This is a genomic window from Streptomyces sp. TLI_053 (genome assembly GCF_900105395.1).
Taxonomy (GTDB): domain Bacteria; phylum Actinomycetota; class Actinomycetes; order Streptomycetales; family Streptomycetaceae; genus Kitasatospora.
This window is the reverse complement of record NZ_LT629775.1, coordinates 9,232,990-9,259,616: the sequence shown is the minus strand read 5'-3', so window position 1 is coordinate 9,259,616 and position 26,627 is coordinate 9,232,990. Positions and strand designations below refer to the sequence as shown.

General features: G+C 72.4%; 25 protein-coding genes. 9 read left to right on the top strand and 16 right to left on the bottom strand.

Annotated elements, in window-relative coordinates; translation table 11 throughout:
- Nucleotides 1–11 precede the first annotated feature (11 nt).
- From BLU95_RS38435 to BLU95_RS38390, 10 genes are all read right to left on the bottom strand, one after another.
- On the bottom strand, nt 12–725 hold the full coding sequence (locus BLU95_RS38435; RefSeq protein ID WP_231978108.1) for a DUF4142 domain-containing protein: 714 nt from the start codon (nt 723–725) through the stop codon (nt 12–14).
- 106 nt (nt 726–831) lie between these two features.
- Complete coding sequence (locus BLU95_RS38430; protein WP_093864086.1) at nt 832–1,797, bottom strand: trypsin-like serine peptidase; 966 nt, start codon at nt 1,795–1,797, stop codon at nt 832–834.
- A 159-nt stretch (nt 1,798–1,956) separates the two neighbouring features.
- Nucleotides 1,957–3,324 (bottom strand): DUF1996 domain-containing protein, encoded by a 1,368-nt coding sequence (locus BLU95_RS38425; RefSeq protein WP_093864085.1) that lies wholly within the window; start codon nt 3,322–3,324, stop codon nt 1,957–1,959.
- Nucleotides 3,325–3,478: 154 nt separating this feature from the next.
- Nucleotides 3,479–4,033, bottom strand: a complete 555-nt coding sequence (locus BLU95_RS38420) for a papain-like cysteine protease family protein (protein ID WP_093864084.1) — start codon at nt 4,031–4,033, stop codon at nt 3,479–3,481.
- A 160-nt stretch (nt 4,034–4,193) separates the two neighbouring features.
- On the bottom strand, nt 4,194–5,390 hold the full coding sequence (locus BLU95_RS38415; protein ID WP_159425198.1) for a hypothetical protein: 1,197 nt from the start codon (nt 5,388–5,390) through the stop codon (nt 4,194–4,196).
- Between the two features lie 191 nt (nt 5,391–5,581).
- The gene (locus tag BLU95_RS38410; RefSeq protein ID WP_093864082.1) at nt 5,582–6,217 is read right to left on the bottom strand and encodes an ATP-binding protein; all 636 of its coding nucleotides are present in this window, start codon (nt 6,215–6,217) and stop codon (nt 5,582–5,584) included.
- A gap of 217 nt (nt 6,218–6,434) precedes the next feature.
- Nucleotides 6,435–7,373 (bottom strand): PucR family transcriptional regulator, encoded by a 939-nt coding sequence (locus BLU95_RS38405; protein WP_093864081.1) that lies wholly within the window; start codon nt 7,371–7,373, stop codon nt 6,435–6,437.
- 102 nt (nt 7,374–7,475) lie between these two features.
- Nucleotides 7,476–7,856, bottom strand: a complete 381-nt coding sequence (locus BLU95_RS38400) for a WhiB family transcriptional regulator (RefSeq protein WP_159425197.1) — start codon at nt 7,854–7,856, stop codon at nt 7,476–7,478.
- A gap of 353 nt (nt 7,857–8,209) precedes the next feature.
- The gene (locus tag BLU95_RS38395; protein ID WP_159425196.1) at nt 8,210–9,073 is read right to left on the bottom strand and encodes a hypothetical protein; all 864 of its coding nucleotides are present in this window, start codon (nt 9,071–9,073) and stop codon (nt 8,210–8,212) included.
- A gap of 399 nt (nt 9,074–9,472) precedes the next feature.
- Nucleotides 9,473–10,930 carry an NsdA family TPR-like regulatory protein gene (locus tag BLU95_RS38390; protein ID WP_093864078.1) on the bottom strand — a complete coding sequence of 486 codons (1,458 nt, stop codon included), beginning with the start codon at nt 10,928–10,930 and terminating at the stop codon, nt 9,473–9,475.
- Nucleotides 10,931–11,266: 336 nt separating this feature from the next.
- Here BLU95_RS38390 and BLU95_RS38385 point away from each other — a divergent pair, with 336 nt between their 5' ends.
- Nucleotides 11,267–12,595: a helix-turn-helix transcriptional regulator gene (locus BLU95_RS38385; protein ID WP_093864077.1), complete on the top strand. Its 1,329-nt coding sequence runs from the start codon at nt 11,267–11,269 to the stop codon at nt 12,593–12,595.
- Between the two features lie 27 nt (nt 12,596–12,622).
- On the opposite strand, the gene BLU95_RS38380 is transcribed toward BLU95_RS38385, so the two are convergent.
- Both BLU95_RS38380 and BLU95_RS38375 read right to left on the bottom strand, forming a co-directional pair.
- A complete protein-coding gene (locus BLU95_RS38380; protein ID WP_159425195.1) occupies nt 12,623–13,876 on the bottom strand; it encodes an NsdA family TPR-like regulatory protein in 1,254 nt (417 codons plus the stop codon).
- 464 nt (nt 13,877–14,340) lie between these two features.
- Nucleotides 14,341–15,168, bottom strand: a complete 828-nt coding sequence (locus tag BLU95_RS38375) for an SAM-dependent methyltransferase (RefSeq protein WP_093864075.1) — start codon at nt 15,166–15,168, stop codon at nt 14,341–14,343.
- Between the two features lie 416 nt (nt 15,169–15,584).
- On the opposite strand from BLU95_RS38375, the gene BLU95_RS38370 reads away from it, so the two are divergent.
- Nucleotides 15,585–16,145, top strand: a complete 561-nt coding sequence (locus tag BLU95_RS38370) for a sigma factor-like helix-turn-helix DNA-binding protein (RefSeq protein WP_159425194.1) — start codon at nt 15,585–15,587, stop codon at nt 16,143–16,145.
- Entirely contained in the window at nt 16,142–16,882 is a 741-nt protein-coding gene (locus tag BLU95_RS38365) for a hypothetical protein (RefSeq protein WP_231978107.1), read from the top strand. The genes BLU95_RS38370 and BLU95_RS38365 overlap by 4 nt, the downstream gene beginning before the upstream one ends.
- A gap of 39 nt (nt 16,883–16,921) precedes the next feature.
- On the opposite strand, the gene BLU95_RS38360 is transcribed toward BLU95_RS38365, so the two are convergent.
- Nucleotides 16,922–17,356, bottom strand: a complete 435-nt coding sequence (locus BLU95_RS38360) for a VOC family protein (protein WP_093864073.1) — start codon at nt 17,354–17,356, stop codon at nt 16,922–16,924.
- A gap of 110 nt (nt 17,357–17,466) precedes the next feature.
- Nucleotides 17,467–18,045: a TetR/AcrR family transcriptional regulator gene (locus BLU95_RS38355; protein WP_093864072.1), complete on the bottom strand. Its 579-nt coding sequence runs from the start codon at nt 18,043–18,045 to the stop codon at nt 17,467–17,469.
- A 233-nt stretch (nt 18,046–18,278) separates the two neighbouring features.
- Between BLU95_RS38355 and BLU95_RS38350 the strand changes: the two genes are divergently transcribed.
- From BLU95_RS38350 to BLU95_RS38340, 3 genes are all read left to right on the top strand, one after another.
- Entirely contained in the window at nt 18,279–19,745 is a 1,467-nt protein-coding gene (locus BLU95_RS38350; RefSeq protein ID WP_231978106.1) for a DHA2 family efflux MFS transporter permease subunit, read from the top strand.
- 66 nt (nt 19,746–19,811) lie between these two features.
- On the top strand, nt 19,812–20,474 hold the full coding sequence (locus tag BLU95_RS38345; protein ID WP_093864070.1) for an SGNH/GDSL hydrolase family protein: 663 nt from the start codon (nt 19,812–19,814) through the stop codon (nt 20,472–20,474).
- A gap of 122 nt (nt 20,475–20,596) precedes the next feature.
- Nucleotides 20,597–21,688 (top strand): methyltransferase, encoded by a 1,092-nt coding sequence (locus BLU95_RS38340; protein WP_093864069.1) that lies wholly within the window; start codon nt 20,597–20,599, stop codon nt 21,686–21,688.
- 118 nt (nt 21,689–21,806) lie between these two features.
- Here BLU95_RS38340 and BLU95_RS38335 read toward each other — a convergent pair whose 3' ends face one another.
- Nucleotides 21,807–22,163 carry a VOC family protein gene (locus BLU95_RS38335; RefSeq protein ID WP_093864068.1) on the bottom strand — a complete coding sequence of 119 codons (357 nt, stop codon included), beginning with the start codon at nt 22,161–22,163 and terminating at the stop codon, nt 21,807–21,809.
- Between the two features lie 482 nt (nt 22,164–22,645).
- On the opposite strand from BLU95_RS38335, the gene BLU95_RS38330 reads away from it, so the two are divergent.
- Together BLU95_RS38330 and BLU95_RS38325 are read left to right on the top strand one after the other, a co-directional pair.
- Nucleotides 22,646–23,068 carry a hypothetical protein gene (locus BLU95_RS38330; protein WP_159425193.1) on the top strand — a complete coding sequence of 141 codons (423 nt, stop codon included), beginning with the start codon at nt 22,646–22,648 and terminating at the stop codon, nt 23,066–23,068.
- A gap of 156 nt (nt 23,069–23,224) precedes the next feature.
- Nucleotides 23,225–24,199, top strand: coding sequence for a hypothetical protein (locus BLU95_RS38325; protein WP_093864066.1), 975 nt, complete (start codon nt 23,225–23,227; stop codon nt 24,197–24,199).
- A 124-nt stretch (nt 24,200–24,323) separates the two neighbouring features.
- Here the strand turns inward: BLU95_RS38325 and BLU95_RS38320 are convergent, their stop codons facing one another.
- Nucleotides 24,324–24,986, bottom strand: coding sequence for a hypothetical protein (locus BLU95_RS38320; protein ID WP_093864065.1), 663 nt, complete (start codon nt 24,984–24,986; stop codon nt 24,324–24,326).
- Between the two features lie 314 nt (nt 24,987–25,300).
- Here BLU95_RS38320 and BLU95_RS38315 point away from each other — a divergent pair, with 314 nt between their 5' ends.
- A complete protein-coding gene (locus tag BLU95_RS38315; protein WP_093864064.1) occupies nt 25,301–26,617 on the top strand; it encodes a YncE family protein in 1,317 nt (438 codons plus the stop codon).
- The last annotated feature ends 10 nt before the right edge of the window (nt 26,618–26,627 follow it).

Genomic DNA, 26,627 nt, shown 5'->3' with positions numbered 1-26,627 from the left:
CCTGTTTGCCGTCACTTGCTCTGTTCCTCGCCCTTCCACAGTCCGGTGCGCTCCAGGACGTCCATGTGGTCGCGGACGGTCCGGTCGGCCTCGTCGGCCAGCTTGCGGACCTGGGTGTTCTGCGTGGTGGCCCGGGTGAGCGCGAGAACCTGGAACACCTTTCCGTGGGCGGCCCGGGTGAGCCGGACGAAGGTCTCGTCGAAGTCCTTCGGGGACGCTCCGTTGATCTCGTCCAGCCAGCCACGCTGTTCGGGGCTGGGCTCGCGCGGCATGTCGGCGATCTTGAGCACCTGCGCCGCTGCCAGGTCGACCGCGTCCAGGGTGCGGTGCCCGGTCACCATGTGGTCCCCGGCGGTCCTGACCGCGGCGCTCGTCCCCGCCGTGCGGGCCCGGTCGCCGGCCGGACCCTCCCAGAGGCCGGCCAGCCGCACGCGCCGGACGAAGTCCCGGTCGACTGCGGTCAGCGGGCCGAACGGTGTGTCCTGGACTCCCAGACTGTCGTCGGAGAACCCCGGCGGCAGCGCACCCACCCGGTCGGTCGCCACGATCCGCCGGGCCTCGCCGAACAGCTCGACCGGGATCAGCAGGGCGGTGACGGTGGCCGCCAGTCCGAGGACGATGCCCCCGGTCACGACGCCCTTGGAGACCTGGAGGTTGCCGATCAGCCCCATCCCCCGGAACCGCGATCCGGACGGGGAACGGCCTGTTCCCTGTGTGTAGGCCATGAGTCCTTTCCTGCCTTTCGTCGGCGGCAGCCCGAGCGGCTGCCGCGGTGGGTCGGGAGGGGGCCGGCGCACCCGACCCGGCGGTCCGTGGGGTCCGGCCCGAGCCCTATCGGGTGGGAAGCGTTCCGCCGAGGAACTGGAACGCGCGCAGCGCCTCGGTACCCAGTGCCGGTCCGGCCAGCCACTGGGCCGGGGTGGGACCGATCGAGGTGTTGCTCACGAGGATCCGGCCGCGGCCCGGCAGATCGGTGACCCACCCGCCGCCGCTGGAGCCGCCGGTCATGGTGCAGCCGACGGCGAGCATGGTGGGGCGGGACACGTCGAACGACAGCCGGGTCGCGCGGAGCGGGGATCGGCAGACCTGCAGCCTGGTCCCGTCGAACGGCGCCCCCGCCGGATAGCCGAACACGCTCGGTGCGGGGATCCGGTCCCTCGGCACGTTGAAGCCCACGTCGAGCGCGGCTCCGACCGTCTCCTCCAGGGAGGATGCCCCGGCCGGCGGTACGACCCGAAGGACGCCGAAGTCGAACTGGCTGACAGGGCCGCCGCGTTGGGCGCCCTCCGCGACCCACTGGGGCGAGACGACGGACCGGGCCGCGGGCCACGTCCCGAGTGGGTGCATCGCCGTCTCGGTGGCCGCGTTTCCGTCGAAGGCCGGTACGAAGACCACGTCCCGCATCGGGCGACCGCCCTTCCCCTCGTGGAGGCAGTGTGCGGCGGTCCACACCAGGTTGCTCCGGCCCGGGCGGGCGGGGTCCTTGACGACCGTCCCGGAGCAGACCAGTGCGCCGGAGGAACTGCGCATGAAGATCTTTCCGAAGGCCGCGAGGTCCGGGTCGGGCGATCCGACGGTGGTGCGCGCCGCGACGGCCGCCGGTACGGGATCGCTCCGGGCGTTCCCGACGGTGCCGGGGGTACGGAAGGCGGCACCGGCCTGGCGCATGTCGCCCGTGGTCCAGCGCCCCGCGGGCATGTCGGTCGCCATGCCCTGTCGTTCGGACCAGCGTTTCCAGTCGGCGCCGGTCCAGTTGCCGGCGTCCCGCGGATCGGACGCCGTGTCCGGGTCGGCCACGGGGCCGCCCAGTACCGAACACGAGGCGGTGAGCAGTGCCGCGGTGACCGCCAGAACGGCACGAGAGTGTCGCCGTGGGCTGCGTGCCCCCGACGGGAGGGCGGTCCGGGGCAGTGGGAGGACCGTAGTGGATGGGGTGTCGGCCACGTGCGCTCCTGATCAGCAGTTCGTCCCGTTGTTGATGCAGTTCACTGCCTTCTGCATGAGGGACTTCGGCATGACATTGATGTAGTCCGCGTGGTCGGTGACCGGCTTGTGAAGCTGCTCCGGAAAGGAGTCCACGGCGTAGAGCGCTCCCTGCGGGACGCGGTACGAGACCGTCATGACCAGCTGGGGGATCCGTTCGAACCCCTTCGGACACTGACCGTCCGCGGCGAAGGCCGTGTGCGTCCGGTGGTTCGCGCTGTTGGCCTGTCCGTTCGAGCAGTTGGGGAAGGCGAAGGTCCGCACCACGTTCGACCCGGCGGGGCAGAGCGGGTACTTGTCGCGCAGCTGCACGGTGTCGAACCCGGTGCAGCTCCAGGACGCCTTGGCCTTGTCGGGCCCGTTGGTGAAGGCCTTGGCATCGCCGACCACGGCCACCATGCCGTCGGGAGCCGGGCCGACCTTTCCGGACGGGTTCCCCTTGAAGGTGATACCGAACTCCTCCGGTGTGAGGATGGTCCCCTGATTGCGGTCGAGTCCTCCGCCCCGCTGGTCGGCGTCGTCCGCCCGCTTTCCGTCGAGGAGCCGCACCACCGGCGCGTAGTACGTCGACAGGTCTCCGTTGTCGCAGGTCGTGCCTGCCTTCCGGAGGCTGTCGACGGTGGATCGGAAGTCCGTACTGCGGTTCCCCACATAGTCGTGCTGGTGGTGGGCGGCGGCGCGCTCGCCGGGCGAGATGACCACGTTGTCCGGGTTGATATGGCGTTCGGTCCCGTTGTTGCCGCACCTGGAGGTGAAGCTGCCGGTGGCGGCCTGCCGGCCGTTCGGCTGCTGTTTGCCGGCGTTGGGCGCGACCTGCGTGATGTCGACGTAGTCCCGTCGGGTCAGTCCGCTGCCCTGCCGCCGGTCGCCCTCCCGCCCCTTGAGGATTCCGATCTCCTCGCCCGCCCGCTCGTGCTTGACGGTGCACTCGGCCATGGCGAGCATCGTGGCCTTCTGCTGTGCGGACGCGGCGGTCCGGTCGGCGAGCTCCGTGATGGTCCGACGGCGTGCTTCGGCGACCTTGGCGAGTATCTCGGCCTCGCTTCCCGGTGTTCCTACGGAGGGGGCCGACAAGGCGTCGTAGGCGTCCGACACCTGCTGGTCGAGCAGGCCGAGCCCGGCCTGCGTCCGCGGATCGTCCGGGGAACCGCCGGAGAGACTGGTGGCGACGTCCGGGCAACTGATGGTCCGGATCTCCGCCTCTGCCTGTGGGGCCTCGGCATCGTCCGCCGTACAGGCCGTCGTTCCCAGACTTCCACCGGCGAGCAGGACGACGAGACCGACCGCGTGGCCGGCGCGACTCCCGCGTCCGTGGCGCCGTCCACGGCGTATCGCCTTCATGTGCCTTTCCTTTCTGTCCGTGGTGTCGTTCCTCGGTGTCCGCCGGTCGACGGCCGCGGTCCCCGTCCCCTCGGGTCGCGGCGGTCGGACACGGTCCAGCCGTGCCCGACCGCCGCGACCGGGGTTGCTCACGGCGACGGCCGGGACCGACCCGTCAACGGGTGACGCCGATGAGGGACCGCACCCAGGTGAAGGTCTCGTTCTCCCGGTACCGCCGGTACTCCATCGTCCGGTGCCGCTCGGCGTCCGGGTCCGGGTCGCTGAAGATCAGGTGGTCGTCCCAGTAGCCGTGGACGACGAGGGCGTGCGCGCCGCCGGCCGCCAGGTTCACCCTGGTCAGCACCGGTCGCCCGGCGTCGATCTCCTCCTTGACCAGGTCCAGGTCGAGGGGGCCTTCGACGATGAGACCGGGCTCGAGACCGAGCCCGCGAAGCCCGGCCTGCACGACCTCCATCGTCGCGCTCGTGTCGGGGCAGGTCGCCCAGTTGTACTCCGGTCCGGCGGCCAGCGCACAGTAGTCCGCCTGCGTCACGTCCGTTCCGGCGCCGAAGTACTGGGCGATACTCAGGCCCGCGGCCGCCCAGCACCAGTTCCGCCTCTCCTGCACCAGCTGAGCGAACGCGAGCTCCTTCGCGTCCTCGACCGCCTCCTCGGCCTCCGGCGCCTCCTCGCACTCGATCGCCATCGTGTCCTCGGACTCGTTCGGCATGGTTCCCCTTCCCTTCGCTCGCGGTTCCGTGGGGTTCTGCTGTGTGTTCCGATCGTCCGGGCGTCCGGAGTCCCGCCCCAGCAGATGTGGTGAAATGCCATATTTCTGACGTTGTCGTACGTCGACGGCGCACCGACGGGCGTGCGTCCGACGAGGGGTCTCAGGACACCGTCTGTGGGTTGTTGAGCCGGCGCTCGACGGCGACGATCGGCCCGGGCTGTCCGGCCTTGCGCAGGACGTCGACCAGGTCGGCGCCCAATTGCCTCCCCTGGGGCCAGCTCAGGTCGAGCTGGAACCAGCTGGCCTGGGCGTTTCGCAGGGCCAGCTGGAGCGGTTCGGCGGACGGCCGGCACCAGGTGGTGCGGTTCCGAGCGGTGCTGATCCACAGTTGGGCGGCACGGGCCACGTCGCCGCTCTCCATCGCGATCGAGGCCTGGGCCTCCAGGACGTCACCCATGGGCATGGAGTGCGAACCGTGGCTCCGGATGATCTGGTGTTCCCAGAGCGAGGCCAGCCTCGACGCCTCGGTCCGCCGACCGTCCCGCATGGCCTGCGCGAGAGCCGAGCGGTAGTCGTCCACCACGGTGGCGGGGCCGGAGGCCCGGGAGCCGGGAAGTCGCGGTGACACCGCCGCCGGGTCGGGCAGGAGACGGTCCAGCTGCCGGCCGGGCGTCGCGGGAACATCCGGCGCGGCGGCGGGCAGGGTGCCACCGAACACCACGGTGCCGGGGCCGGGACCGGACTCCGCCAGGGCCCGGGTGTGCAGTTGCCCCAGCGTTTCGGTTCCGGGCGCCGAGGCCAGTCTGGTCAGGGCCTTGGTGTAGGCGGGGACCGTCCAGGCGCTTCGGCGGTCGGGCCTGGCGACGGTCCCCCAGCGGTCGACATGGGCCGGGAGCTGCAGGTCGTTGGGGTGGAGGTTCCCGCAGGACGGATGACCGAGCAGGTCCACCACCACCCGGGTGGTGCCGGGCCTGCGGCCGGCGAGTTCCAGGTCGATCCACTGCCAGGGCAGCGCGGTGGTCCGCGTGTTGCCCTCCGTGGTCTTGGCCAGCCGCAGGTGGATCTGCCGATGCTTGCGCTCCCGGGCGATCTGGCCGCAGATGTAGATCAGGAGCGGTCCTTCGGTGATGGCTGCGGCGTGGACACGGGCCAGCACCGACTGGGGCTCCCCGGGGTTGACGACCTGGGTGACGTCGACGGGGCCGGGACAGTCGGGGAGCAGCCGTGCGATCGGGACCGAGGCCATCGCGGCGACTCCGAGCTCGGGGTCGAACCGTTGGTGGCGCTCGTTCGCAGCGGTCGCGAGGAGGAGGATGTGACCCCTGCTTTCGCGGTACGCGGCGGTCACCACGGACACCCGCCGGTCCCGCGTACGGCAGTCGACCGGGAACCGTGAGCCACCGGTCGCCGGGGCGACCGGGGGACGGGCCCCGAGGCGCGACTCGACCAACGAGTCGCGTGAGTAATGGACATGACGGTACGTCGTCCTTCCGTGAGGAATCGGGAAGAGCCCCGGCCGCCGCTCCGCGTCCGGTCGGAGCGACAGGCTCAGGTCGAGCCGGCCGGAACCGGCCGCGGAGCAGGGCCGGGGCTGGTGAGTTCGAACCAGACCCGCTTGCCCGACCCCCGGGGCTCCACGCCCCAGCCGTCGGCCAGCGCCTCGACCAGCATCAGCCCGCGCCCGGAGGAGGCCTGCTCCCCCGGTGTGCGGCGGGTCGGCCAGAGGTCCGACTCGTCCTCGACCTCGACCCGCAGCCGGGCCCGGCCGCCGTCCGCGGCCGGCTCCCGGTAGAGCCGGGCGGTGAACATCGCGTCCCGGTCGGTGTGCCGGATCGCATTGGTGACCAGCTCCGAGGAGAGCAGCTCCGCGGTGTCGATCAGCTCGGCGACACCCCACCGGCGCAGCGCGTCCCGCAGCTCCGCCCGGACCTCCGCGATCCGCGCCAGATCGCCTCGTCCGATCCGGCCGCGCAGTACGGCCCCGGCCGGTCCGGCCCCGGGCACGGCGACGGGTCCGTCCGCCGCGGAGCCGGGTCCGCGGGTGGACGGGCACCGGGACTTCCCACTGACGGCGGCGCTGCCCGCGGCCGCCGTTCCGAGCGGGTCGGACCGGTACTCGAGGCCCGTGCGGTGGTCGTTCGGGCGGCCGGCCGGCAGGCCCTCGAGCCGGTCGGTGTCCTGCATGAGCCTGGTGATGAGTACAAGATCGAGAGAACATCCGAGCACGATTTCCACGAACCCGGGCGTCAAGCCAGTCACGGTGTCTCCAGGTGGGGTACTTGGGAACCTCTACGACGTTGCAAGGCGTTGCGTCTTCGACCGGGTGGTGGTCCCCGAGGGGGACGACAGACCACTCCGGGTGCACGGTGGGCGCGTCGTACGGCCGCCCGGTCCCGCCGGCTCACTGCCGGGCGAGGCCGCTCCTCCGCAGGGCAGGGGCCAGCCGGTGGATGCGCAGGGCGATCTCCAGATCGAGCCTCGTCCGCGGGTCGTACAGCGCCGGACCGAACAGCTTCTCCAGTTTGCGGACCCGGTACCGGACGGTCTGCGGGTGGACACCGAGCGCCTTCGCGGTGGCGGAGGGCCCTCCTGCCGCGAGCCAGGCGGTGAGGGTCTCGCCCAGCTGGGTGCGCTGGTGGTAGGTCAGCCCCTCCAACGGTTTGAGGAGCCTTTCGCGGGCGTATCCGGCGAGGGCCTCGTCCTGGAGGAGCAGCAGGGTGGAGAGGTGGTCCTCGACGTACACGGCGCCGGCCCCGGACGGTTGGTGGGTCCGGCGGTAGCCGAAGAGCCGCCGGGCCCAGCGGAGCGAGGATCCCGCGTCGCCGAGGGCCACCACGGGGCTGACGACGGCCAGGCGGCCGTCGAGGACGTGCTGGAGGACCGAGGCCCCCCGGTGGGCGGGTTCGGGGACCAGGATGTTGAGCTCGCCGGGGGCGGCGGGGACCACCAGGGCCTCCGGAGGAACCACTCGAGGCAGACCTCGGCCCTCCGCCATGGCGACCAGCTGCACCTCCTTCGGGAGACCGGGCCAGCCGATCACGGTGGCGAGGGAGCGGACGGCATCCGTCGAAACGGCGATCCGACCGGTCAGGGCGTCGAACAGGAAGCGGCGGGCCTGTGGCTGGCCGACGGTGTTCTGGTCCAAGGGCGGAAGGAGCGGCGGGCGCGGATCCGCTCCGCCCGCGCCGGCTAACTCGTCCGCGGTCCCCGCCACTCCGCCTTCCGGCCAGCCGTTCTCCAAGGAGGTGACGAGTGCCTGCCGGACCGCCTCCCAGCGCTCCTCCGTCGCGGGGCGCAGTTCAGCCGGTTCCTCCCGGCTCTGGTGTTCCACGATCTCCATCAGGCTTCTGACAAAGGACTCGATGGCGCCCTGGAGAGACCGGTCGATTCCCCGGGGCGGACAGTGGAGTTGGGTAGTCAATTCGTTCATGGTGCGACCTCTTCATGATGGTGTTGCGTTGTCCGCGGGCCGTTCCGACCGGTCCACGGCGAAATCCGGTGCGGCTGCGATCTGGCGTTCGATCGCGCGGGCCAGTTCCCGCGGCAGCCGGGTCCCCTGTACACGGAGCCGGATCAGTTCGCGCCGTTGTGCAGCCGTAGTACCGCCGACGACCCCGTTCTGCTCGGAGATTCCGTGTGCGATCTGACGTTCCAGGCACACCTCACGGACCCTTGGACCGCATCGGGCGCAGAACGCCAGGGCACGGCGTTCTTCCGCTCCCGGCCGCAGGACATTGCGGCTCTCGTGGTGGGGGAAGAAGGTATGCAGGGGGATACCGGCGCACGGCTTTCCTTCCGAATTCGGCGCCACTCCGCTGGCCACAGGCATTCCTCGCCTTCAACTCGGGACCCGTCGGGCCGGCCGCACGGTTCCATGGAATTCGACCGGGCGTGGCGCCCGGATTATTCCGTACCGGCCGGGACGAAGGTCGCGGTCCTGCTCCGATGTCGATCAAAGCAATAGCTGAATTCGCATTCGTGGCCGACCTGTCCGAATCAGGGACCGGAGGGCGCGGAGGAGCCTCTACCGTTTCCGGCTCCGGGCACGATTTTTCGCACGCCACTGCGGAGGTGATTTCATTTCGGGTACTCGGCCCACCTAAGAGTAGGTCGGCGGCTTCGTCCCCGGTGAGCGTTCATCCGATTTGTACAAGGCGAAAACGGCGAGGCATTTCGTCATGACAACGGCTGAGGCGGACAGCCGGTGTCCCGGTCACGCCGCGCGGCGTGCGCCGCCCGCCGCAGCACCCGGGCGTCCGAGGCACGCCCGGTCCGCTCGTGCAGTCGCGCGAGGCCCGCCAGCCCGGCCCCGACGACCGACGGCACGCCCGCGGCCGCTGCGGCACGCACCGCCAGCAGGTACTGATCCTCCTCCGCGGCGGGCTGCCCCAGAGTTTCGTGAATCCGCGCGCCGAGCACTGCCACCCGCGAAACGAGCAGCAGGAGCCGGTCGGCGACCCGGCCACCGCCGTCGCGGCCGGCCAGGACGGCGGCGAGGAGACGGAGCTCCGCCGCCACGACGGGGCGCAGCGCATCGGCGCCCGTCCCGTCGAGCATGCCCTCGAGCACCTCGACCCTCCTCCCCAGGGCGGCCACCACGCCCGGCATCGGCGGATGCTCCCGGCCGGTCTCGACGGGCACCACGAGGGCGCCCAGGGCTCGGGCGACGAAGGAGACGAGCTCCGGGCCCGTCACCACGGGCGAGCGACTGTGCTCCGCCGGGAAGCGGGCCGACCGCGAGTCCCCCTCCAGGCTCCGGAGGAGTTCGACCATGCCCGGCCGGGTCCAGGGCAACGTGTACATCGCCGCACGCCGGGCGGCGGGGTGGAGCCAGTACGGCCACCCGACACGGTCCACCTCGCGCGGCGACACCCGATGGATCCGGGCAATGGCGAGCTGACTGGAACGATCGGGGTCGACCCGGCCGTTCTCCCAGCGGGAGACCTTCTCCGGCCGTGCCGCGAGGTGGCCGTATCCCAGGGCCGCGTGCGTCCGCGCCACCAGTTCGGCGTATTCGGTCTGTGTCAGACCGAGGCTCATGCGGAGGATCAGCAGCGGGTGGCGCGTTCCCGCGGGAGCGCGGGAACGTTCCCGCCGGGGTCCCGCCGGCCCGGTGCCGCCCTCGAACGCCGGCACCGGGCCGGCGCCGCGGCTCTCGTGCCCGTACGGCACGGACCCGCCCCCCGTCGTCCCGGGAGCTCTGTCGCGGGGGCTCACCGGGCCGGGACTGCCGCGCCGAGAGCGTGTTCCGCCGACGCTCGCCAGGGGGCACCCCTGGGGCGGCGGCGGGCCGGTGGTCGGTCGAGCACGACCTCCCCGGGTCTGTGTCGCGGCGGAACCGCGGAAGCACGGAACAGCGTCGGAAGGTGCCGCGTCATACAGGTGTCACCCTTCTTCAGGACAGCTCATCGTCCTTACCCCCCAAGGATGTTAGGGATTTCAGATCAGCCGTTGCATGACAATCCCTGGTCGAGGCACGCCGGAGGCAACCTTCTCCCGCCGGTTCGCGGACGGCTTCGGGTGCCGAGCCGTCCGAGCCGCCCCGGGGAGGTCCGCCAGATGCTCCAGCACCCGCCTGACAGCGGGCTCCCGCACATAGGGGGCGAGCCGCCGACGGTACTGGAGGGCGAGCCCGGGCGGCAGCACTCCCGTGACATCGACGGCACGCCGGACGGCACGGGCGGCGAGGTCGGTCTCGCCGAGCGCGAGGTACGCGGCGACGGCATCCAGCAACCAGACGGCGGTCCGGGGCGACGGGGCGGCAACCTGGGGCACCGTCAACGAATCCGCCAGGGTCTCGAAATACGGTCGTGCCCCGTGCGGCGCGCCGAGGAGCAGGGCGGCCCGGCCACGAGCAACCGTCACCGCCTGCTCGTGCACGACGATTCCGGGCCACGCGTCCGGAGTCGGCGTTGCGGCAAGACGCGCCGCGGCATGACTCGCGGCCGCCCGACCCAGGGCCTCCGTCGCGCCGACGGCGCTGCCCTGCCGGGCCAGGGCAAGTGCCTCGGCCATCGACAGGACGGTCTCGGTACCCGGAGCCGGCGCCCGGTCGGCAGTCCGCGCCGCGCGGATCAACGCCAACGCGTCGGCCGGGTCCCCGGCGACAAGATGACTGTGGGCGATCCTGGCGAAAGCAACCGCGACGACCACGGGCTCACCCGCCGCGGCAGCCGCCCTGACGGCCGCGAGGCCGTGCCGCTCGGCGCGGGTCTCCTCACCCAGGGCGCTGCTCAACCAGGAACAGAGCAGCGCGGTGCGGGCTGCGAGACCGAGAAGCCGGCGGAACTCCGGCGAGTCCGGTCCGCGGACGCCGAGCAACTGAACGACGAGGCGGTGTTCGGCGTGAGCCGCCTTGTAGAGCTCCGCCACCGGGAAGAGGGTGCCGCTCTCCTGTCGCTCGAGCGAAGCGACCCTGGCCTCGCACCAGTGCACCCGCTCGGCGGCGGGAGATCCGACATCGTCGAAGGGGGCGTGGTCGGGCGTCGCGAACTGCTGCAGGGCCGAGCGGACTTGGAGATCGAGAGCGGATCCGCGCAGCAGGAGCGCCGGGGCGCACGGCCCTGTCGGCAGGTGGAGCGAACCCCGCAGGGCGAGTTCCGCACCTGCTTCGCTGTAGAGCTGGCCCAGGAGCACGGCGTCGCCCACGGCCAGGTCCAGCCAGTGCGGCCAGCCGAGCCGGCGCACTTCGTCCGACGCGATCCCGTGGATGTGGGCCATCGCGAGCTGCGCGGTGCGCTCCGGGACGGTCCGCCCGGACTCCCAACGGGAGACCTTCTCCCTGCGGGCAGCCATCTGACCAAGGCCCAGCTCGGCGTGGGTCCGGGCGACGAGGCCGGCATAGGCGGGGTGGGAGAGCCCCTTCGCGGTGCGAAGCAGGGTGAGTGGGTGTGGCATGGATTCAGTCTCGGAATGTCTAGGGCTGGCGCGGGAAGCGTGAATTCGCATCGGGAGCGGATATTAGAAGGGTCCATGCATAAATCGCCATGCGACGAGGCACCCCCGGAGGCATGGGCCGCAGTGGGCACCAGCAGGGCGGCCGACTCCGCACCCTCCCGGAAGAGAACTCCACTGTCGGTGCGTACCTCAACGAAGCCTTCGGCAGAAGGTCGCGGGAGGTGCTTCCGGGGTGCCTCGGCCTGTAGCACCGCCTGGACCGGCCGCGTACGATTCGACCCCGTTCCCCCACGATCACCCACTTGTGTCACGTCTCGACCGGTAAGGTGCGATAGATTGCCCCACCCTCTTGCCCAGCTGCGGACCGCACTCGGACTGGCGCAGCACGAGTACGCCGACCTCGTCGCGCGAACCCACCACGACCTCGGCCTCGGCCGAACAGCCGCCCGCCGGGAGAAGGTCTCCCGTTGGGAGTCGGGCCGCATCGTCCCCGAGTTCACCGCACAACTGGCGATAGCCCACATCCACGGCGTCCCGGCCCGTGAGATCCACCTGCGGGACTGGCCGCACTGGCTCCGCCTGGCAGCCGGCACCGGCGCGGTGCTCGACCGGCGGACCGTTTACGGCGGCGGCCCGCCCGGACACCGGACCGACACACCGGAACCAGCCGTCCGCTTCCTCACCGGGCCGGCACTCCACGCCCGGCTGCGCGCCGCACTCACCGCCGCCTCCGAGTGCCGCTCCGAAACGGCCGTCGAGTACGACACCGACGACGAGGACGAACGGCTCGCCTGGATCGAAGCCAGAACCTCGGCGCTCGAGCAGCAACTCAACGGCACCCTGATCCCGGCCACGCACCTGTACGCCACCGCCCGCGCCGAACACAGGCTGGCACTCCACCTCCACCGCCGTGCCCCCTCTCCCAGCACCTCGATCCTGGTCGCCCGAACCGCGTTGATCTGTGGGCGGCTCGGTCACGCCCTCTGCGCCGAGGCCGCCGCCGAGCGGTACGCGCTGACGGCGATCCGCGCCGCCGCGGCGGCGCAGGACACCACGCTGCTCGCCGGCGCCCTGGAGCAGTTGGGAGCCCGCCACACCCATCTGGGAGACCCGGAGGAAGCCCTGCTGATCGTCAGTGCCGGCCACAACGCGGCTCGGGACTGTCCGCCGCCCACAGCCGCCTTTCTGCACTGCGTCGGGGCCATGGCCCTCGCCCGTCAGGGCCGGGCCGTCGAGGCCGTCCGCTCCTTGGACCTGGCGACCTCCGTCCTGGCGGACGCCTACCATCGGGTCAGCCCCGGGGACCGTCTCGATCCCGTCGTCGGGAGACGCGCACTCACCGCCGCCCACGGCAAGACCTGGCTCTACCTCGGCCGCCCTGCCCGGGCCGCACAGTACTTCGACGCACTGGCCCAGCCGACGGAAGCGGCACCGGAGAAGGGACCGTTGCCCACCATCGGCCGGTGGTTGCTGCCCGGTGTGACGGCCCAGCTCGCGCTCGGAGCACTCGACCAGGCCGCGCAGATGGTCCACTTCACCGTTGACGTCATGGGCGACATGGGACCGGACCTGAGCCTCCGCTACCGCCGGCTGCTCGCCCCGCACCGTCGCGAACCACTCATCGGAGCCGCCCTCGACCACCTGCGCGACACCGGTCCCACCTGATGGGGCGCGCGGCCGACGGCCTCGGCTTCAGGCGCCGAGATCCGCCCACAGGCCCCGGACGATCCGCTCCCGACGGTGCCCGGCGAACTGCGCCTTGACCTGACGGGTGAGCGGCTCGGGAAGCCACCCGAAGAGGTCCAGGGCCCTGCGGACCTGCCACACCGCCACATCCAGGTCGCCGACCTGGATGTGCGCCCGGACCAACGGCTGCAGGAGCCAGACCGGAACCCGGAACGGCGAGGCCGGGATGTCGCGCACCAGGACGTCGTCGAACTCCCGAACAGCGAGGCGCGGTTCCTCCAACTGGAGCCACGTCAGTGCCTTGTTGACGCCCAGCCAATTCCTGTCGACGTCACGGATGACGGCGAGGGTCGGCCGTCGGTCCGCGGACTGCTCCGCGAGCGCCGCGTCGGCCCGTTCCATGGAGCGGATCGCGGCCGAGCGTTCACCGAGCTGGGCCCACATCCGCGCTTCGCGCGATCCGGTCACGATCCGCAGCGGACCGGGCTCCGGCCAGACCGAACGCGAGGCCCGCAGGAGCAGCCGGGCATCCTGCGTGGCACCGGCTCGCAGGCGACCGCCGGCGAGATGGGACAACTGGATCGCCAGGAACTCGGCCGCCCCCAGTGGGGCCGTCGACCGCGTTGCTTCGAACAGGTACGCCTCGGCGCGGCCACGGTCGTCGACGGCCGCGGCGAGCCGCCCGCACAGGTCCGCCGTCCGCGCGTGGACCGCGGCGACTCCCGGCCGGTCGGCCGCCGATCGGTCGAGACGGGAAAGAAGCGTCCGGACCAGAGCGAGATCCCCCTCCACCGCGGACAGCAGCACCGTCGGTCCGACGTCGAGGCGCAGCGCCTCGGCGGCCACGACCCGGGCATGGATCTGCGCGGCGAGCCCCTCGGGAACCGCCGGCATCGGCGCGGGCGTCACCCTCGCCACGAGCCGGCGCAGGTAGGCGGCCAACGAGGCGCCGGAGAGCGTGGCGCTACCGCAGCGGGTGGACCGGTGGTTCGCGGCCCCGTCGGCAGTCCGGCCAGGTAACCAACGGGGCCAGCCCAGGCGCAGGACCTCCGCGAACGGGACGGCGTGGAGCTCCGCCATCGCCCGTTGCGTGGCGAGGTCGGGCACGACTCTTCCCGACTCCCAACGGGCGACCTTCTCCCGTCGGGCGGCCATCCGCCCGTTGCCCTGCACCGCCCTTCTGTCACTGACCAGTTGGGCATAGGTCGATTGGGAGAGGCCGAGGCCGGAGCGCAGCGCTGCAAGTGGATGCCGTGTCATGGGGGGTGGTCACCAGTCTCGTCCGGGGGCGGCAGGGCAGAGGTCCTGCCGGTGACAGAACGGAATCGTAGGGAGCACCCGCGAAGCACGGCCCCCGACGAACCACCGGAGGCACATCCGAGGCACTGCACCCCCTTCGCGGTGCCTCCACCGTGCCGCTCTCATCACCGTCGTACGTGAAGAGGCCCACGAGAACTCCGAGTTCACCCAAGTAGTGGATCCCGCACCCACCGTGGCCCAGGCTCCCGATCAGTGGACCCACCAGTGGACCCACCGCCCGTACCGCCGGGCGGAGCCTTCCCGAGTCGACGGAGTGAGAACATGCCGAATGTCGTGCCCCTGCGGGAGTTCGTCCTCGACCAGCCCCGAAGCGCGGCTGGGACCGGATGCGACTCCCGCGGCAGTCCTCGGCGACACCGTGAACCTCGTGCTGATCCGCCGACGGCGCCCGGTCGGGCGGGCGGTCAGGGTTTGACGGCCACCCCGGCGTAGGCGGACGCCTCGGCGTCGGTGGCCCCGGGTCCGGGGTCGGTGGGCTCCGGGCGCCAGCGCCGAGTGGCCACCAGGCCGGGCGGAAGGAACTCCCAGCCGTCGAAGAAGCGCGCGATCTCCTCCCGGGTGCGCATGCGGACCGGAGTGCCGTTGGCACCGTAGATCCGGGCCACCCGCTCCGCCTCCGCAGGCGCGAACTCGGGGGTTCCGTGGCTGATGACGAGCGCGCTGCCCGGGGCGAGGGCGGCCTTCAGCTGCTCGACGACGCTCCGCGCCTCCCGGTCGTCCGGCACGAAGTGCAACAGCGCCACCAGACTGAGCACGACGGGCCGGGCCAGGTCGAGAATGTCGTGGAGTTCGTCGGACTCCAGCACTGCCTTCGGGTCGAGCACATCACCCTCGAGGTAGGCGGTGCGCCCGGCGGGGTCGGAGTGCAGCAACGCCTGGGCGTGGGCGAGAACGATCGGGTCGTTGTCGGTGTACAGCACTCGGGCGCCGGGGTTCACACCCTGGGCGATCTCGTGGAGGTTGGGACTGGTGGGGATGCCGGTGCCGATGTCCAGGAACTGCCCGAATCCCCGGCCCGCGAGCAGCCGGATGGAACGATGCATGAACGCCCGGTTGATCCGCGCCGCCAGCGCCGCCCAGGGGAAGACCGCCAGCGCCTGGCCGGCCGCCTCGCGGTCGGGCGCGAAGTTCGTGGTGCCGCCCAGGTAGTAGTCGTACATCCGGGCCGAGTGTGCCCGGTGCAGTTGCAGATCGACCTGGACACCGTCGTCGCGTTCGCCGTCTGTTGCCATCCCGCCCCCTGGTCGGTCTGCCGGAACGCCGTGCCGACCACCCACGCCGACCACTCACGCCGTCCGCTGTGCGCCCGGGCGTGCCACAGGCACGCCGCCCCTCCGCCCACAGCCTGCCCTCGCCCGTGGCCGGGCAACCGGGGAACGCCCGAAAGCGCCTCCGGCGTTCGGGACCGCACCGGCCGCGTTCGACAGTGGAAACCGGTCACAGTCGTAGTCGTACTATTACTCTGGGTCAGTATTGTTGCCGGCTCCTTTGCACGCAGGGGCCCCGGCTGCGCTTGCATGTCCCACGGGGACTCGCAGTTCCCGTTCCCCACGCCCGGCGGCCCGGCCGCCGTGACCACGGGGAGGACGACATGACGATCGACCGGCCGACACCGCGCCTCGCGGGCGGATCCAGGGGAGAACAGGCCATGAACGACAGCAGCGCACCGGACGGTGCCCGTTTGCGACTCACCTACGAAGCGTTCTGCAGGACACACGAACGCGCCTGGCGGGGCTTCGCCCGCACCCAGGTAGGCGCGCACCAGGACGCGGCCGAGCTCGTCGTCGCCGACATGAAGCGCCACCTCCACCGCAACTGGGAGCTGGCGCTCCGCCAGGAGATCCCCGCGGCCTACGCCTGGCGCCTTCTCAAGGAGCACATCGGGTCCTGGCTGGACACCCAGGCCCAGCCCACCGCCGTCCAGACCGCCGCCCTCGACGCCGTGATATCCGGCTTCTGCCGACGGGCGCAGTGGAGCCTGGAGAATCTGCCCGAGCAACTCGGCCTGCTGAGCGCCATCCTCGCCCTCCCCGAACGCCAACGGGACATCGTGGTCCTCACCTACTGCCTCGACCTCGACGACGACGAGGCCGCGGCGTACCTCAGCACGCCCGCCACGACCCTGCGGTCCAACCGCCGTCACGCGCGCCGCAGGCTCGCCACCGCGATCGGCCGGCCCGACCTCGCCGAGAAGGAGGTGGAGGCGTGAAGCACCGCCCCGACGGTGGCGGCCTCGCCGCCTGGCTCGGCCATCCGCTTCCCGACACCGCGTCGGGCCGACGAACGGAACGGCCACTCGGTAACGGCACAGGCACCGGGCCGACCACCGGCCCCGCGGAGGTGTTCACCGGCACCGCGGCGGTGCCGCCCGCCCGGCCGCCCGAGATCACCGCCGCGCCGCGGCCGTTCCCCTCCGCCCACGAGCAGGCGGCCCACGAGCTCGGGCTGGCCACCGCACTGGTTCTCAACGACCCGCGGGCAGGTTCCTCACTGGAGCTGCTGGTCAACGACCCTCACGTCCACCCCGAGGGTGCGCTCGTCCTGGGCTGTCTGCTCTCCGTCACCGACCGGATCCAGGCCGCGCAGTTCTGGTGGCAGTTCGCGGCCGGATCGGGCAGCACGACCGCCGCGTACCTCCTGCACCTCTACCACCAGCGACTCGGGGAGACCCGCGACGCCGCCTACTGGCGGTCCCAGGCCGAGGACCTCGCGAACACTCGTGGCGGCGGGGCCCGCCCCGACCCCGCCATGACCCCGCTGCTGCCGGAGCGGGTCCGGCACGACCTCCTGGTCCGCTGTCACCACGGCCTCCGGCCGCGGCTGCCCCCGCGACTCGAAGCGGTGATCAACGGACTCGCCGTCGACAGCGACGACGAGGACTTCGGCGAGGTCCCCCAGCCCTCCCGGGCACTCGTCGGCAACCTCGCGGCCGGCCGGCGGACTTGACCCGCCTCCGCGGCGGAAACCGGCCGGCGGCCGGGCAGGTCAGTCGAGACAGAACTCGTTGCCCTCGACGTCCTGCATCACGAGGCAGGACTCGTTGAAGCCGTCGGCGCGCAGCAGGCGGAGGCGGGTACCGCCAAGGGCCTCCAGGCGGGCGCACTCGGCCTCGAGGGCGGCGACGCGCTCCTCGCCGACGAGGCCGGTGCCGACGCGGACGTCGAGGTGCAGCCGGTTCTTGACGACCTTGCCCTCGGGAACGCGCTGGAAGTAGAGGCGCGGGCCCACGCGCTCGGGGTCCTGCGCGACGAAGCCGGCGCCCTGGCGCTCGGTCGGCAGGGTGCGGTCGTGATCGGCCCAGGAGGCGAATCCCTCCGGCGGTGGCGGGACCACGTAGCCCAGCACCTCGCACCAGAACCGCGCGACCCGTTCGGGTTCCGCGCAGTCGAAGGTGATCTGGACCTGCTTGACCGATGCCATCCGTCCTCCGTCGCACTCGCCGTCCGCCGGGGACCGTCCCGGCGGGTTGTTCACGGCGCGTGAGCATGCCACAGGGGCGGGATCGACTCAAAGGGTTTTCGGACGGTCCGTCAGCGGACCAGGACCAGGGGGAGGAAGACCGTGTCCACGATCTCCTCGAGGGCCTCGTCGGGGACGGGGGCGTAGGTCGTCAGGATGTCGTGGCGCAGCAGGTCGAAGGGGAGCGACTTGAGGCGAGGGGTGAGGCGTTCGGGCCGGACCTCGCCGCGGGCGGCGGCGCGGGCGAAGAGTTCGTCGAGGGCTTCGGCGCGGCCGGTCACCAGGGGGTCGCGCAGGTCGGCCGGGTTGGTGCCGGTCTCGCGGTGGAAGTCGGCCAGGCGCAGGTTCATCACCGTGACGAGGCGGACCCGGGCCGGGGAGTTGAGTTCGCGCAGCAGGGCGAGCACGTCGCCGCGCAGGGTTCCGGTGTCGGCGTGGAGGAGCGGGACCACCTTGAGCGTGTGGGCGACGGCGGCGCGGACGAGCTCCTCGCGATTGGCCCAGCGGCGGTAGAGCACGGGCGGGCTGGTGCCCGCGCGCTTGACGACGGCGTCCATGGTGAAGCGCGCGTAGCCGTGGTCCGCGAGTTCTTCCCAGGCGGCGTCGAGGAGTGCCTTCTCCAGTGCCGGTCCGCGGCGTCGTTCGGCCATGCGCTGCTCCTTTGGAAAGACTTGCCTTTCTTATCCTAGCGGCCTAGCCTGACGACCGTAAGATAGAGCGATGTATCTTAAGGCGGTTGTCACTCATGCACACTCCCGACCGGGCCGAAGCCGCCCGCACGGACCCCGGCCGCACGGAGCCCGGCCGCGCGGGCCCCGGCACAGCGGACGTCAGTACAGCGGACCCCGGCACAGCACGCGCCGGCACGGCGGACCCCGCCCGGATGGACCCCGCCGTGTGGCGGACGGCGATCACCCTGATCGTGGGCGCACTCGCCGTCGTCCTGGACACCACGATCGTCAGCGTCGCCCTCGACGACCTCACCAAGGACCTCGCCGCCCCGCTCTCCACCGTCCAGTGGGTGGGCACCGGCTACCTGCTCGCCGTGTTCGTCACCGTCCCGGTGGCCGGCTGGGCCCAGGCGCGGTTCGGCGGGCGGCGGCTGTGGGTCGCGGCCCTCGGTGGATTCCTGCTCGGCTCGCTGCTGAGCGCGCTGGCCTGGGACGCGCCCAGCCTGATCGCCTTCCGCGTCCTCCAGGGCGCCGCCGCCGGCGTCATGATGCCGCTGATGGCCACACTGCTCGTACAGGCCGCCGGGGGCCGCAACATCGGCAAGGTCATGGCGATCATCACCGTCCCCACCGCCCTCGGCCCGATCCTCGGTCCGGTACTCGGCGGCCTGATCCTGCACCTCGCCGACTGGCGCTGGCTGTTCCTCGTCAACCTCCCCTTCTGCGCCGTCGGCGCCCGGCTCGCCCTGCGCAACCTGCCCGACGACCGGCCCGGCCCCGGCCGCCCCGGCGCGCCGCTGGACGCGGTCGGCCTGCTCCTGCTCTCCCCCGGCTGCGCCGTACTCGTGTACGGCCTGTCCCGGGTCGAGGGCAGCGCGGGCCTCACCGCCGCCGGGGTCCTCGCCCCGCTCGCCGTCGGGCTCGCGCTGGTCGGCGGCTTCGTCGCCCGGGCCCTGACCCGTACCGGCGGCGGCGCCGTCGTCGACGTGCGGCTGTTCCGCCACCGCGCGGTGGCCTCCTCCGCGACCCTGCTGTTCCTCGGCGGCATCTCGCTGTACGGCTCGATGATGCTGCTGCCGCTCTACCTCCAGCAGGTCCGGGGCGAGGACGCGCTCGGGGCCGGGCTGCTGCTGGTCCCGCAGGGCCTCGGTGCGCTGCTGGCCCGCGGCCTGGCGGGGCGGTACACCGACCGTCTCGGTGCGCGCCGGGTCGCCGTCGCCGCGTTCGCGCTCGTCGCCGCGACGACCGTGCCGTTCGCCTTCGTCACCGCCCGGACCGGCGAGGAACTGCTCCTGGTGGCGCTGTTCGTCCGCGGTCTCGCCCTGGGTGCCGCCATGATCGCGCCGATGGGCGCCGCCTACGTCGGGCTGGAGCGCGGCGAGATCCCCGACGCCAGCATGATCACCCGCCTCGCGCAGCAGCTCGGCGGCTCGGTGGGCATCGCCCTGATCGCCGTCGTCCTCCAGCACGCCACCGCCGGTGCCCACTCCCCCGACGCCCTGGCCGAGGGCTTCGGCACCGCCTTCCGGTGGGCGACGGCCCTCACCGCCGTGGCCGTGCCGCTCTGCCTGCTGCTGCCCGGCCGCCCCGGGCCGGCGGCCGGCAAGGCACCCTCCCCCGCGGACGGAACGGCTCCCGCCAACGGAACGGCCGGAACGGGGGCGGCCTCCGGGGTCTGAACCGCGCGTTTTCCGGAAACCCTCCCGGCGAGCAGCCGCCGCCCCCTCCCTACTCGAGGAGAAATGATGACAATCACCCTTCGCCCGGGCAGCACCGTGATGTTCACCGGGGACTCGATCACCGACGGCGCGCGCCTCGCGAGCGAGGACGGCCTCGGGTTCGGCTATCCGCCACGCATCGCGGGCGAATGGGGACTCCGGCACCCCGACCGGCCCGTCACCTGGCTGAACACCGGGATCGCGGGCTCCCGGGTGAGCGACCTGGAGGCCCGCTGGCAGGCCGACGTGCTCGACGCGCGGGCGGACGTGGTGTCGGTCCTCGTCGGCGTCAACGACACGGGGTGGCAGACGACGGCACCGGACGGCCGTCCGATCCCCGCCGCCGAGTTCGCGGCCGGCTACGACCGGCTGCTCGCCCCACTGGCTGCGGCGGGCACGGAGCTGATCCTCGTCGAACCGTTCCTCCTCCCGGTCGGCAGCACCGTCCGGTCCGGGCACGTCGTCATCGACGACGGGGTGCGGAAGCTGTGGCGGGCCGATCTGGACCCGAAGATCGAGGCCGTGCGCGAGCTCGCCCGTGCCTACGGTGCGCGGCTGCTGCCCGCCGACACGATGTTCGCCGAGCTCTCGGCGCGAACCGACCCCGAGCACTGGTCGGCCGACGGCGTGCACCCGACGGCGGCCGGCCATGCCGCCCTCGCCGCGGCCTGGCTGCGCCTGGTCGGGTGAACCGGTTCCGACGAGCCCCGGCTCCGTCGCGGTGGGTGTCGGAACGGTTACCGGTGGGCAGCATCCGGGGCGAACGGTCGAACACGGACGGAACGACCGGGTATCCACCGAAGGAGGACGGCATGCAGCAGAGCGACGGCCGGGCGAACGGCGAGCGGGCCGGATCAACAGCGGAGGCGGCGGCAGCCGGAGGAGGCGACGGGCAGGAGGAGGCACTCCGGACCTCCGCCGCCTTCCTCGTCGACGAGGCGCTCGGCTTCCTGTTCCCGGCCGCGCTCCGGGCCGCCGCCGAGGTCGGGGTCGCCGACCACCTCGCGGCCGGTCCCGCCCACCCGGCCGACCTCGCCGCCGCGACCGGGACGGACGCCCGCAATCTGCACCGGGTGCTGCGGCTGCTCGCCACCCGGGGCATCGTGGCCGAGGACGAACAGGGCCGCTTCGCCCTGACCGGGAGCGGGCAGGCCCTGCGGAGCGATGTGCCGCACTCCGCGCGGACGGCGATCCGGATGCTGACCGACGGCACCATGTGGGGGCCCGCCGGAGAGCTGACGCACTGTCTGACCGAGGGCGCCACCGCGTTCGAGAAGCTCTTCGGCATGCCGTTCTTCGACCACTTCGCCAAGGACGAGCGCACCGCCGCCGTCTTCCACGTGGGCATGGCGGCGATGTCCGATCCCGAGAACGCCCCGATCGCGGCCGCCTACGACTTCCCCGCGAGCGGGACCGTCGTGGACATCGGCGGCGGCCACGGCGGACTGCTGCTGGAGGTGCTGCGCCGCAACCCCGGCCTGGAGGGCGTGCTCTACGACCGCTCGCACGTCCTCGCGGGGAACCGGCTGGACGCGCACGGCGAGCTCGCGGGCCGCTGGACGCCGCAGGACGGCGACTTCTTCGCCTCCGTGCCGTCGGGCGACGTCCATCTGCTCAAGCGGATCACCCACGACTGGGACGACGACAGCTGCGTGACCCTGCTCGGCCACTGCCGGCGCGCCCTGCGGCCGGGCGGCCGGGTCCTCGTTCTGGACGCCGTGGTGCCGCCGGGCAACGGGCCCCACCAGTCGAAGACGCTGGACCTGATGATGATGGCCTCGCTCACCGGGCGCGAGCGGACCGAGGCCGACTTCGCGGAGCTCTTCGGGCGGGCGGGCCTGCGGCTGTCCCGGGTGATCCCGACCTCGACGGTGCTCTCGGTGGTCGAGGGCGTCGCGGCCTGACCCGACCCGGCGGGCGACCAGGCACACATACGGATGTCCGGACGTACGGACGCACGGACATCCGGACGGGAGCGGGCCGGTGCCGGTCCGCTCCCGTCCGGCGCGACGCCGGGACGGCTCAGCCGGCGGGCTGCCACAGCTCGATCCGGTTGCCCTCCGGGTCGGTGACCCAGCCGAACCGCCCGACGCCCGCCATCTCCTGCACGTCCTCCGCGACGTCGGCGCCCCCGGCCCGGAGCTGGGCGAGCATCGCGTCGAGGTCGCGGACGCGGAAGTTGAGCATGCTCTGCTGACTGCGGGTGCCGAAGTAGTCGGTGTCGGCCTCGAAGGTCGCGACGACCGTCGGCCCCCGGTCCTGCTGCCACAGGCCGTGCTCGTCGGTGTCCAGGCCCAGGCTCTCGCGGTACCAGGTCATCAGGGCGGCCGGGTCGGCGGCTCGCAGGAAGTATCCGCCGATGCCGAGGACGCGTTCCATGGTGCGGTTCCTGTTCTGTCGGGGTGGGGGCGGTGGCGGCCCATCCTCGCACCGGCGGAGCGGCCGGAGGCCGATGGCCGGCGCCGACGGCGCGTTCCCCCGGCGCCGGAACGGTGAATTCCGCTTCTGGGACCACCGGGAATTCCGCCGCCCGGGAGACCTGAGAATACGTCAGAAGTACTCCTGCAGCGGACCACTCGCGGCGAATGCGGACAGCGGGGAGCATTCGAACGAATCGCCCGCGATCCGGATTGACGGCGTCTCACAATTGGTCCAGACCATTTCTCAAACCCCAGCTCAGCGGCTCGCGGCCGGGTGAGACGTCTCAAAGCCCGCTTCCCCCCTCCATCCGGCCCGGTCGTTCCGGCACAGTCGTTCCTCGTCGGGCGGTGCACAGCCCGGAACCGATCCGGGAAATCCACCGGCGCCCCAATGGCGAAGGCGCGCGGGAATTCCCGAACCACCGATGGAGAGGCATGAACATGAAGAAGAAGATCGCTGCCGGCGTACTCGCCGCGGCCACCCTGGGCTCGGTGCTGCTCGGCGCGTCCGCGCCGGCCTTCGCCAGCAGCGGCGGCTGCGTCAGCGGTGACGCGTGCCTCTACTACAGCCCGAACCTCGCGGGCGCCAAGTTCGGCAAGGGCGAGTTCGGCAACTACGACGGCAACTTCGGTGGTGGCGGCGCCGGCAACGGCCAGCCGGTCCTGAACAACGCCGCCTCGGTGTGGAACATGGACCACTACCACAACCTCCGCGTCCACTACCGCGAGTTCAGCATCCGCGACAGCGGCCCGAGCCAGTTCGTCGCGCACGACCAGTGGGCGAACCTGGGCAATGTGTCCTGGAACGGCGGCTCGATCAACATGCGCAACAACAACCACTCGCAGAGCTGGGAAACCCTCTAGTCAGGGACCGACCCGGGTGCCGGGCTCCGAAGCACCGGAGCCCGGCACCCGGGTCGCACCCGAACCTCCGATCCACCGAACCGGACCGAACCACCCGCCGAACCGCTCGCCCAACCGCCCGCAGCACCGCGCGGGCGGGTGCCCGAGGAGCCTCGCATGACACCCCCGCGCCGCGGCCGCCCGCTGTCGGTCCTGCTGCTGACCGCCGCCCTGACCTCCGCCCTGGCCCTCACCGCCGGCTGCGCCTCCGGTCCCACCGGAACCACCGCCGCGACGCCGCCTCCCGCCACCCTCGCGCCGATGGAGCCGCCGCCGATCGGGGACGTCCCCCGGCTGAGCCGGGTGGACGACCGGACCCTGCCCGTCGAGGCCTACCTGCTGAGCGGGGAGCAGTTCCGGCAGCTCGACGCGGCCCAGGGCGTCCTGGTCACCCGGTGCGTACGGGGCTTCGGCCTGGACTACTCCGCACCGGCGCCGACCGCGTCCGGCACGACCCAGACCACCCACCGGTACGACCCGGTCGAGCTCGCCGACGTCTCCGCGAACGGCTACCACTCGCCGGACCCGGACCGCGGCAAGAAGCCCGGCACGGCACCGCCCCTCGGCCCCGACGTCACCACCGTGCTCGGTGCCGGCCTCGGTCCGGACGGCAGGCCCGCCCCCGGCACCGCCGTCGACTACCGCGGCAAGCAACTGCCGTCCGGCGGGTGCATCGCGGACGCGCAGCGGCAGCTGGCCGCGCGCGGCGGCACCGGGCGGGACGCCGACGTCGCGGTGGGGGTCAACTACGAGGGCTTCGAGCGCTCGCGGCAGGACCCGCGGGTCCTGGCCGTCTTCCGGGACTGGTCGCGCTGCATGGCCGAGCGCGGGTACTCCTACGGCACACCCGCGGACGCCCTGAAGGACCCGCGCTGGGGCGCCACCACGACCCCGTCGGCCGAGGAGGTCGCCACCGCCACGGCGGACGTCGAGTGCAAGGAGCGGGTCAACGTGGTGGGCGTCTGGTTCACGGTCGAGTCCGCGTACGAGCAGGAGCTGATCCGGCTGAGGCAGCCGGAGCTCACGGCGGCGAAGGCGGGCAACGACGCGATGCTGGAGCTCGCGAAGTCCGTGACGACCGCGGGCGTCTGAGCCGCAGGCGCACGAGCAACGGGAGCCCGACCGACGCGTGCGCGAACGTCGTGCGCACGAGCAACGGGAACCGCCGGCCCGGACGCGTCGGGCGACGACGCGTCCGGGCCGGCGGCACGTGCCGTCAGTTGACGTGGACCACCGGGGAGCCCGCCCGGCTGGAGTCGGCCAACGGGCCGTAGGTCGCCGAGAAGTAGCCCTCGCCGGGACAGAGGCCCGAGCCGCCGCTCTTGACGAAGTGCTCGTTGCGGAAGGCCAGAGTGTGGGTGGCGTTGTCGGAGGTGCCGGTGAAGGCGCCGCTGAGCTGGTAGGTGCAGGTGAGGGTGCCGAACCAGCTGTTCAGCACCGCCGTGGCCTGGATCGGGCCGGCCGCGCCGCCGGCCAGCACGACGGGCCCGCCGCCGAGCGAGAGGGTGTAGGCGAGGTTGCCGACCGTGAGGCTCTTCACCGAGGTGACGCCGGTGACATTGGCCGTGCAGGAGCCGAAGCTCATGCCGGTCAGGGAGGCGGTCGCCGTCCCGGGCGCGTCGGGGTTGGTCAGGGCCCGGGCGGTGAACGGCGAAACGCCGCAGGTCACGCCGGTGGCTCCGGTGGTGGCCGAGTAGAAGGTGGCCTTGGTCCCGGCCGCGAGCGACGCGACCAGGGTGTCGCCCGCGGTCACGGCCGCGCCGGCGGCGTCGCCGGTGGTCAGCACCGCGACGGCGGAGGGGGCGGCGGACGCCGGGACGGCGCCGACGGCCAGGGTCGTGGCGGCCGCGGCCAGGGCAAGGCAGGTGCGGATACGCATGGGGGCCTCGATCTCGGTGGGCTCGGTGGGCTCGGTGGGCCGGGTGGGCTCGGCGAGCTCGGTGGGGGACGACGAGCGGGCATGCTTCCGGGGCCCGGGCAGGGGGCCGAGGTGGGGGATTCCGGGAGCTGACTACGTTGTAGAGCGGTGTCCATGCACCGTCAAGGAGCCGGGCGGGACTTGTTGACGAATCGTCAGCAAGGCGCCGCCGAGGTCTTGCCAGGGCGGCCGGACCCTCCCTACCGTCGAGTAGCGCCCCGGTACCGGCGAACACCCGGGTACCGACCGAGCACCGCTTCTCCAAGGAGCCCTCGATGCCCCTCCCCCACCCCCGGCGCCCCCACCGCCTGCGGACCCTCCTCGGCATCGCGGCCGCGCTCGCCCTCGCCCTGCCGGCCGCCACCGCCACCGCCGGCGCGGCGGACCGGACCGCGGCGGACGCGTCCCCGGCCGACCGGACCGGGTCGCCCCCTCCCGCCACCGCCCTGCGCGAGGTGATGTTCGTGGGCAACAACTGGGACGGCACCGCCGACGTCATCACCTCGCGCGGCGACCTGGCCCGGATCGCCCGGATCGACGTCGTCCCCGACAAGGACCGCCGCCTCGCCGAGATCTACCTCGACCCGATCAAGCTGGGCTACTTCCTCGGGATCAGGCTGGGCCCCGGCGAGGGCCACGACCAGTTCGTCGACGACATGTACTCCACCCCGGACGGCACGACCGTCGTCGTCTCCCGGCCGAGCTTCGCCGACGTGGTGTCGATCGATCTCGCCAGCGGACGGATCAACTGGCGCTTCCCGGTCGCGGGTTACCGGTCCGACCACATGGCGCTCTCGCCCGACGGCACCCGGGTCGTGGTCTCCGCCTCCACCGCCAACACCGTGCACGTCCTCGACATCGCCACCGGCCGCCAACTCGGCTCGTTCCGGACCGGCGACAAGCCGCACGAGAACCTCTTCACGGACGGCGGCCGGTCCATCTGGAACATGTCGATCGGCGACGTCACCACCGCCCTCGACGCCCCTTGGCTGGACTGGACCAAGGGCGACCGCCGGATCACCGTGGCCGACGCGACGACCTTCCGCACCGTCCGGGTGATCGACATGCGGGAGCGGCTGGACGCCTTCGGCCGCCCCGACCTCTCCGACGCCGTCCGGCCCGCCGCGTTCAGCCCGGACGGCTCGACGCTGTACTTCCAGGTCTCCTTCTTCAACGGCCTGGTGGAGTACGACGTCGCCGCCGACCGGATCACCCGGATCAGCACCCTCCCCACCAACCCCGCGACCGACGAGGACCGCACCACCTGGGTCAACGACTCCCGCCACCACGGCCTGGCGATGAGCCCCGCCGGGGACCGGCTCTGCGTCGCGGGCACCGTGGACGACTACGCCACCGTCGTCGACCGGGCGACCCTCCGGGAAGGGCCGCTGGTGCCCGCCGTCAAGCCCTACTGGGCGACCGTCAACGGCGACGGGACGTCCTGCGTCGTCTCCGAGGCCGGGGCCGACCGGGTCAGCGCCATCGACTTCGCCACCGGGCTGCGCACCTCCTCGGTCGACGTCGGCGACCACCCGCAACGCGTCCGGCTCGGCCACGTACCCGTCGGCTGGAGCGGCCCGGCGGCGCACTGACCGCCGGGCC

What these genes read in the sequence shown, in the direction of transcription:
- BLU95_RS38355 (WP_093864072.1), bottom strand. Translation starts at nt 18,045, where the DNA reads ATGGCCGAACGACGCCGCGGACCGGCACTGGAGAAGGCACTCCTCGAC.
- BLU95_RS38435 (WP_231978108.1), bottom strand. Translation starts at nt 725, where the DNA reads ATGGCCTACACACAGGGAACAGGCCGTTCCCCGTCCGGATCGCGGTTC.
- BLU95_RS38370 (WP_159425194.1), top strand. Translation starts at nt 15,585, where the DNA reads ATGAACGACAGCAGCGCACCGGACGGTGCCCGTTTGCGACTCACCTAC.
- BLU95_RS38420 (WP_093864084.1), bottom strand. Translation starts at nt 4,033, where the DNA reads ATGCCGAACGAGTCCGAGGACACGATGGCGATCGAGTGCGAGGAGGCG.
- BLU95_RS38395 (WP_159425196.1), bottom strand. Translation starts at nt 9,073, where the DNA reads ATGAGCCTCGGTCTGACACAGACCGAATACGCCGAACTGGTGGCGCGG.
- BLU95_RS38330 (WP_159425193.1), top strand. Translation starts at nt 22,646, where the DNA reads ATGAAGAAGAAGATCGCTGCCGGCGTACTCGCCGCGGCCACCCTGGGC.
- BLU95_RS38375 (WP_093864075.1), bottom strand. Translation starts at nt 15,168, where the DNA reads ATGGCAACAGACGGCGAACGCGACGACGGTGTCCAGGTCGATCTGCAA.
- BLU95_RS38390 (WP_093864078.1), bottom strand. Translation starts at nt 10,930, where the DNA reads ATGCCACACCCACTCACCCTGCTTCGCACCGCGAAGGGGCTCTCCCAC.
- BLU95_RS38350 (WP_231978106.1), top strand. Translation starts at nt 18,279, where the DNA reads ATGGACCCCGCCGTGTGGCGGACGGCGATCACCCTGATCGTGGGCGCA.
- BLU95_RS38425 (WP_093864085.1), bottom strand. Translation starts at nt 3,324, where the DNA reads ATGAAGGCGATACGCCGTGGACGGCGCCACGGACGCGGGAGTCGCGCC.
- BLU95_RS38325 (WP_093864066.1), top strand. Translation starts at nt 23,225, where the DNA reads ATGACACCCCCGCGCCGCGGCCGCCCGCTGTCGGTCCTGCTGCTGACC.
- BLU95_RS38345 (WP_093864070.1), top strand. Translation starts at nt 19,812, where the DNA reads ATGACAATCACCCTTCGCCCGGGCAGCACCGTGATGTTCACCGGGGAC.
- BLU95_RS38320 (WP_093864065.1), bottom strand. Translation starts at nt 24,986, where the DNA reads ATGCGTATCCGCACCTGCCTTGCCCTGGCCGCGGCCGCCACGACCCTG.
- BLU95_RS38380 (WP_159425195.1), bottom strand. Translation starts at nt 13,876, where the DNA reads ATGACACGGCATCCACTTGCAGCGCTGCGCTCCGGCCTCGGCCTCTCC.
- BLU95_RS38405 (WP_093864081.1), bottom strand. Translation starts at nt 7,373, where the DNA reads ATGGAGATCGTGGAACACCAGAGCCGGGAGGAACCGGCTGAACTGCGC.
- BLU95_RS38315 (WP_093864064.1), top strand. Translation starts at nt 25,301, where the DNA reads ATGCCCCTCCCCCACCCCCGGCGCCCCCACCGCCTGCGGACCCTCCTC.
- BLU95_RS38410 (WP_093864082.1), bottom strand. Translation starts at nt 6,217, where the DNA reads ATGCAGGACACCGACCGGCTCGAGGGCCTGCCGGCCGGCCGCCCGAAC.
- BLU95_RS38340 (WP_093864069.1), top strand. Translation starts at nt 20,597, where the DNA reads ATGCAGCAGAGCGACGGCCGGGCGAACGGCGAGCGGGCCGGATCAACA.
- BLU95_RS38360 (WP_093864073.1), bottom strand. Translation starts at nt 17,356, where the DNA reads ATGGCATCGGTCAAGCAGGTCCAGATCACCTTCGACTGCGCGGAACCC.
- BLU95_RS38335 (WP_093864068.1), bottom strand. Translation starts at nt 22,163, where the DNA reads ATGGAACGCGTCCTCGGCATCGGCGGATACTTCCTGCGAGCCGCCGAC.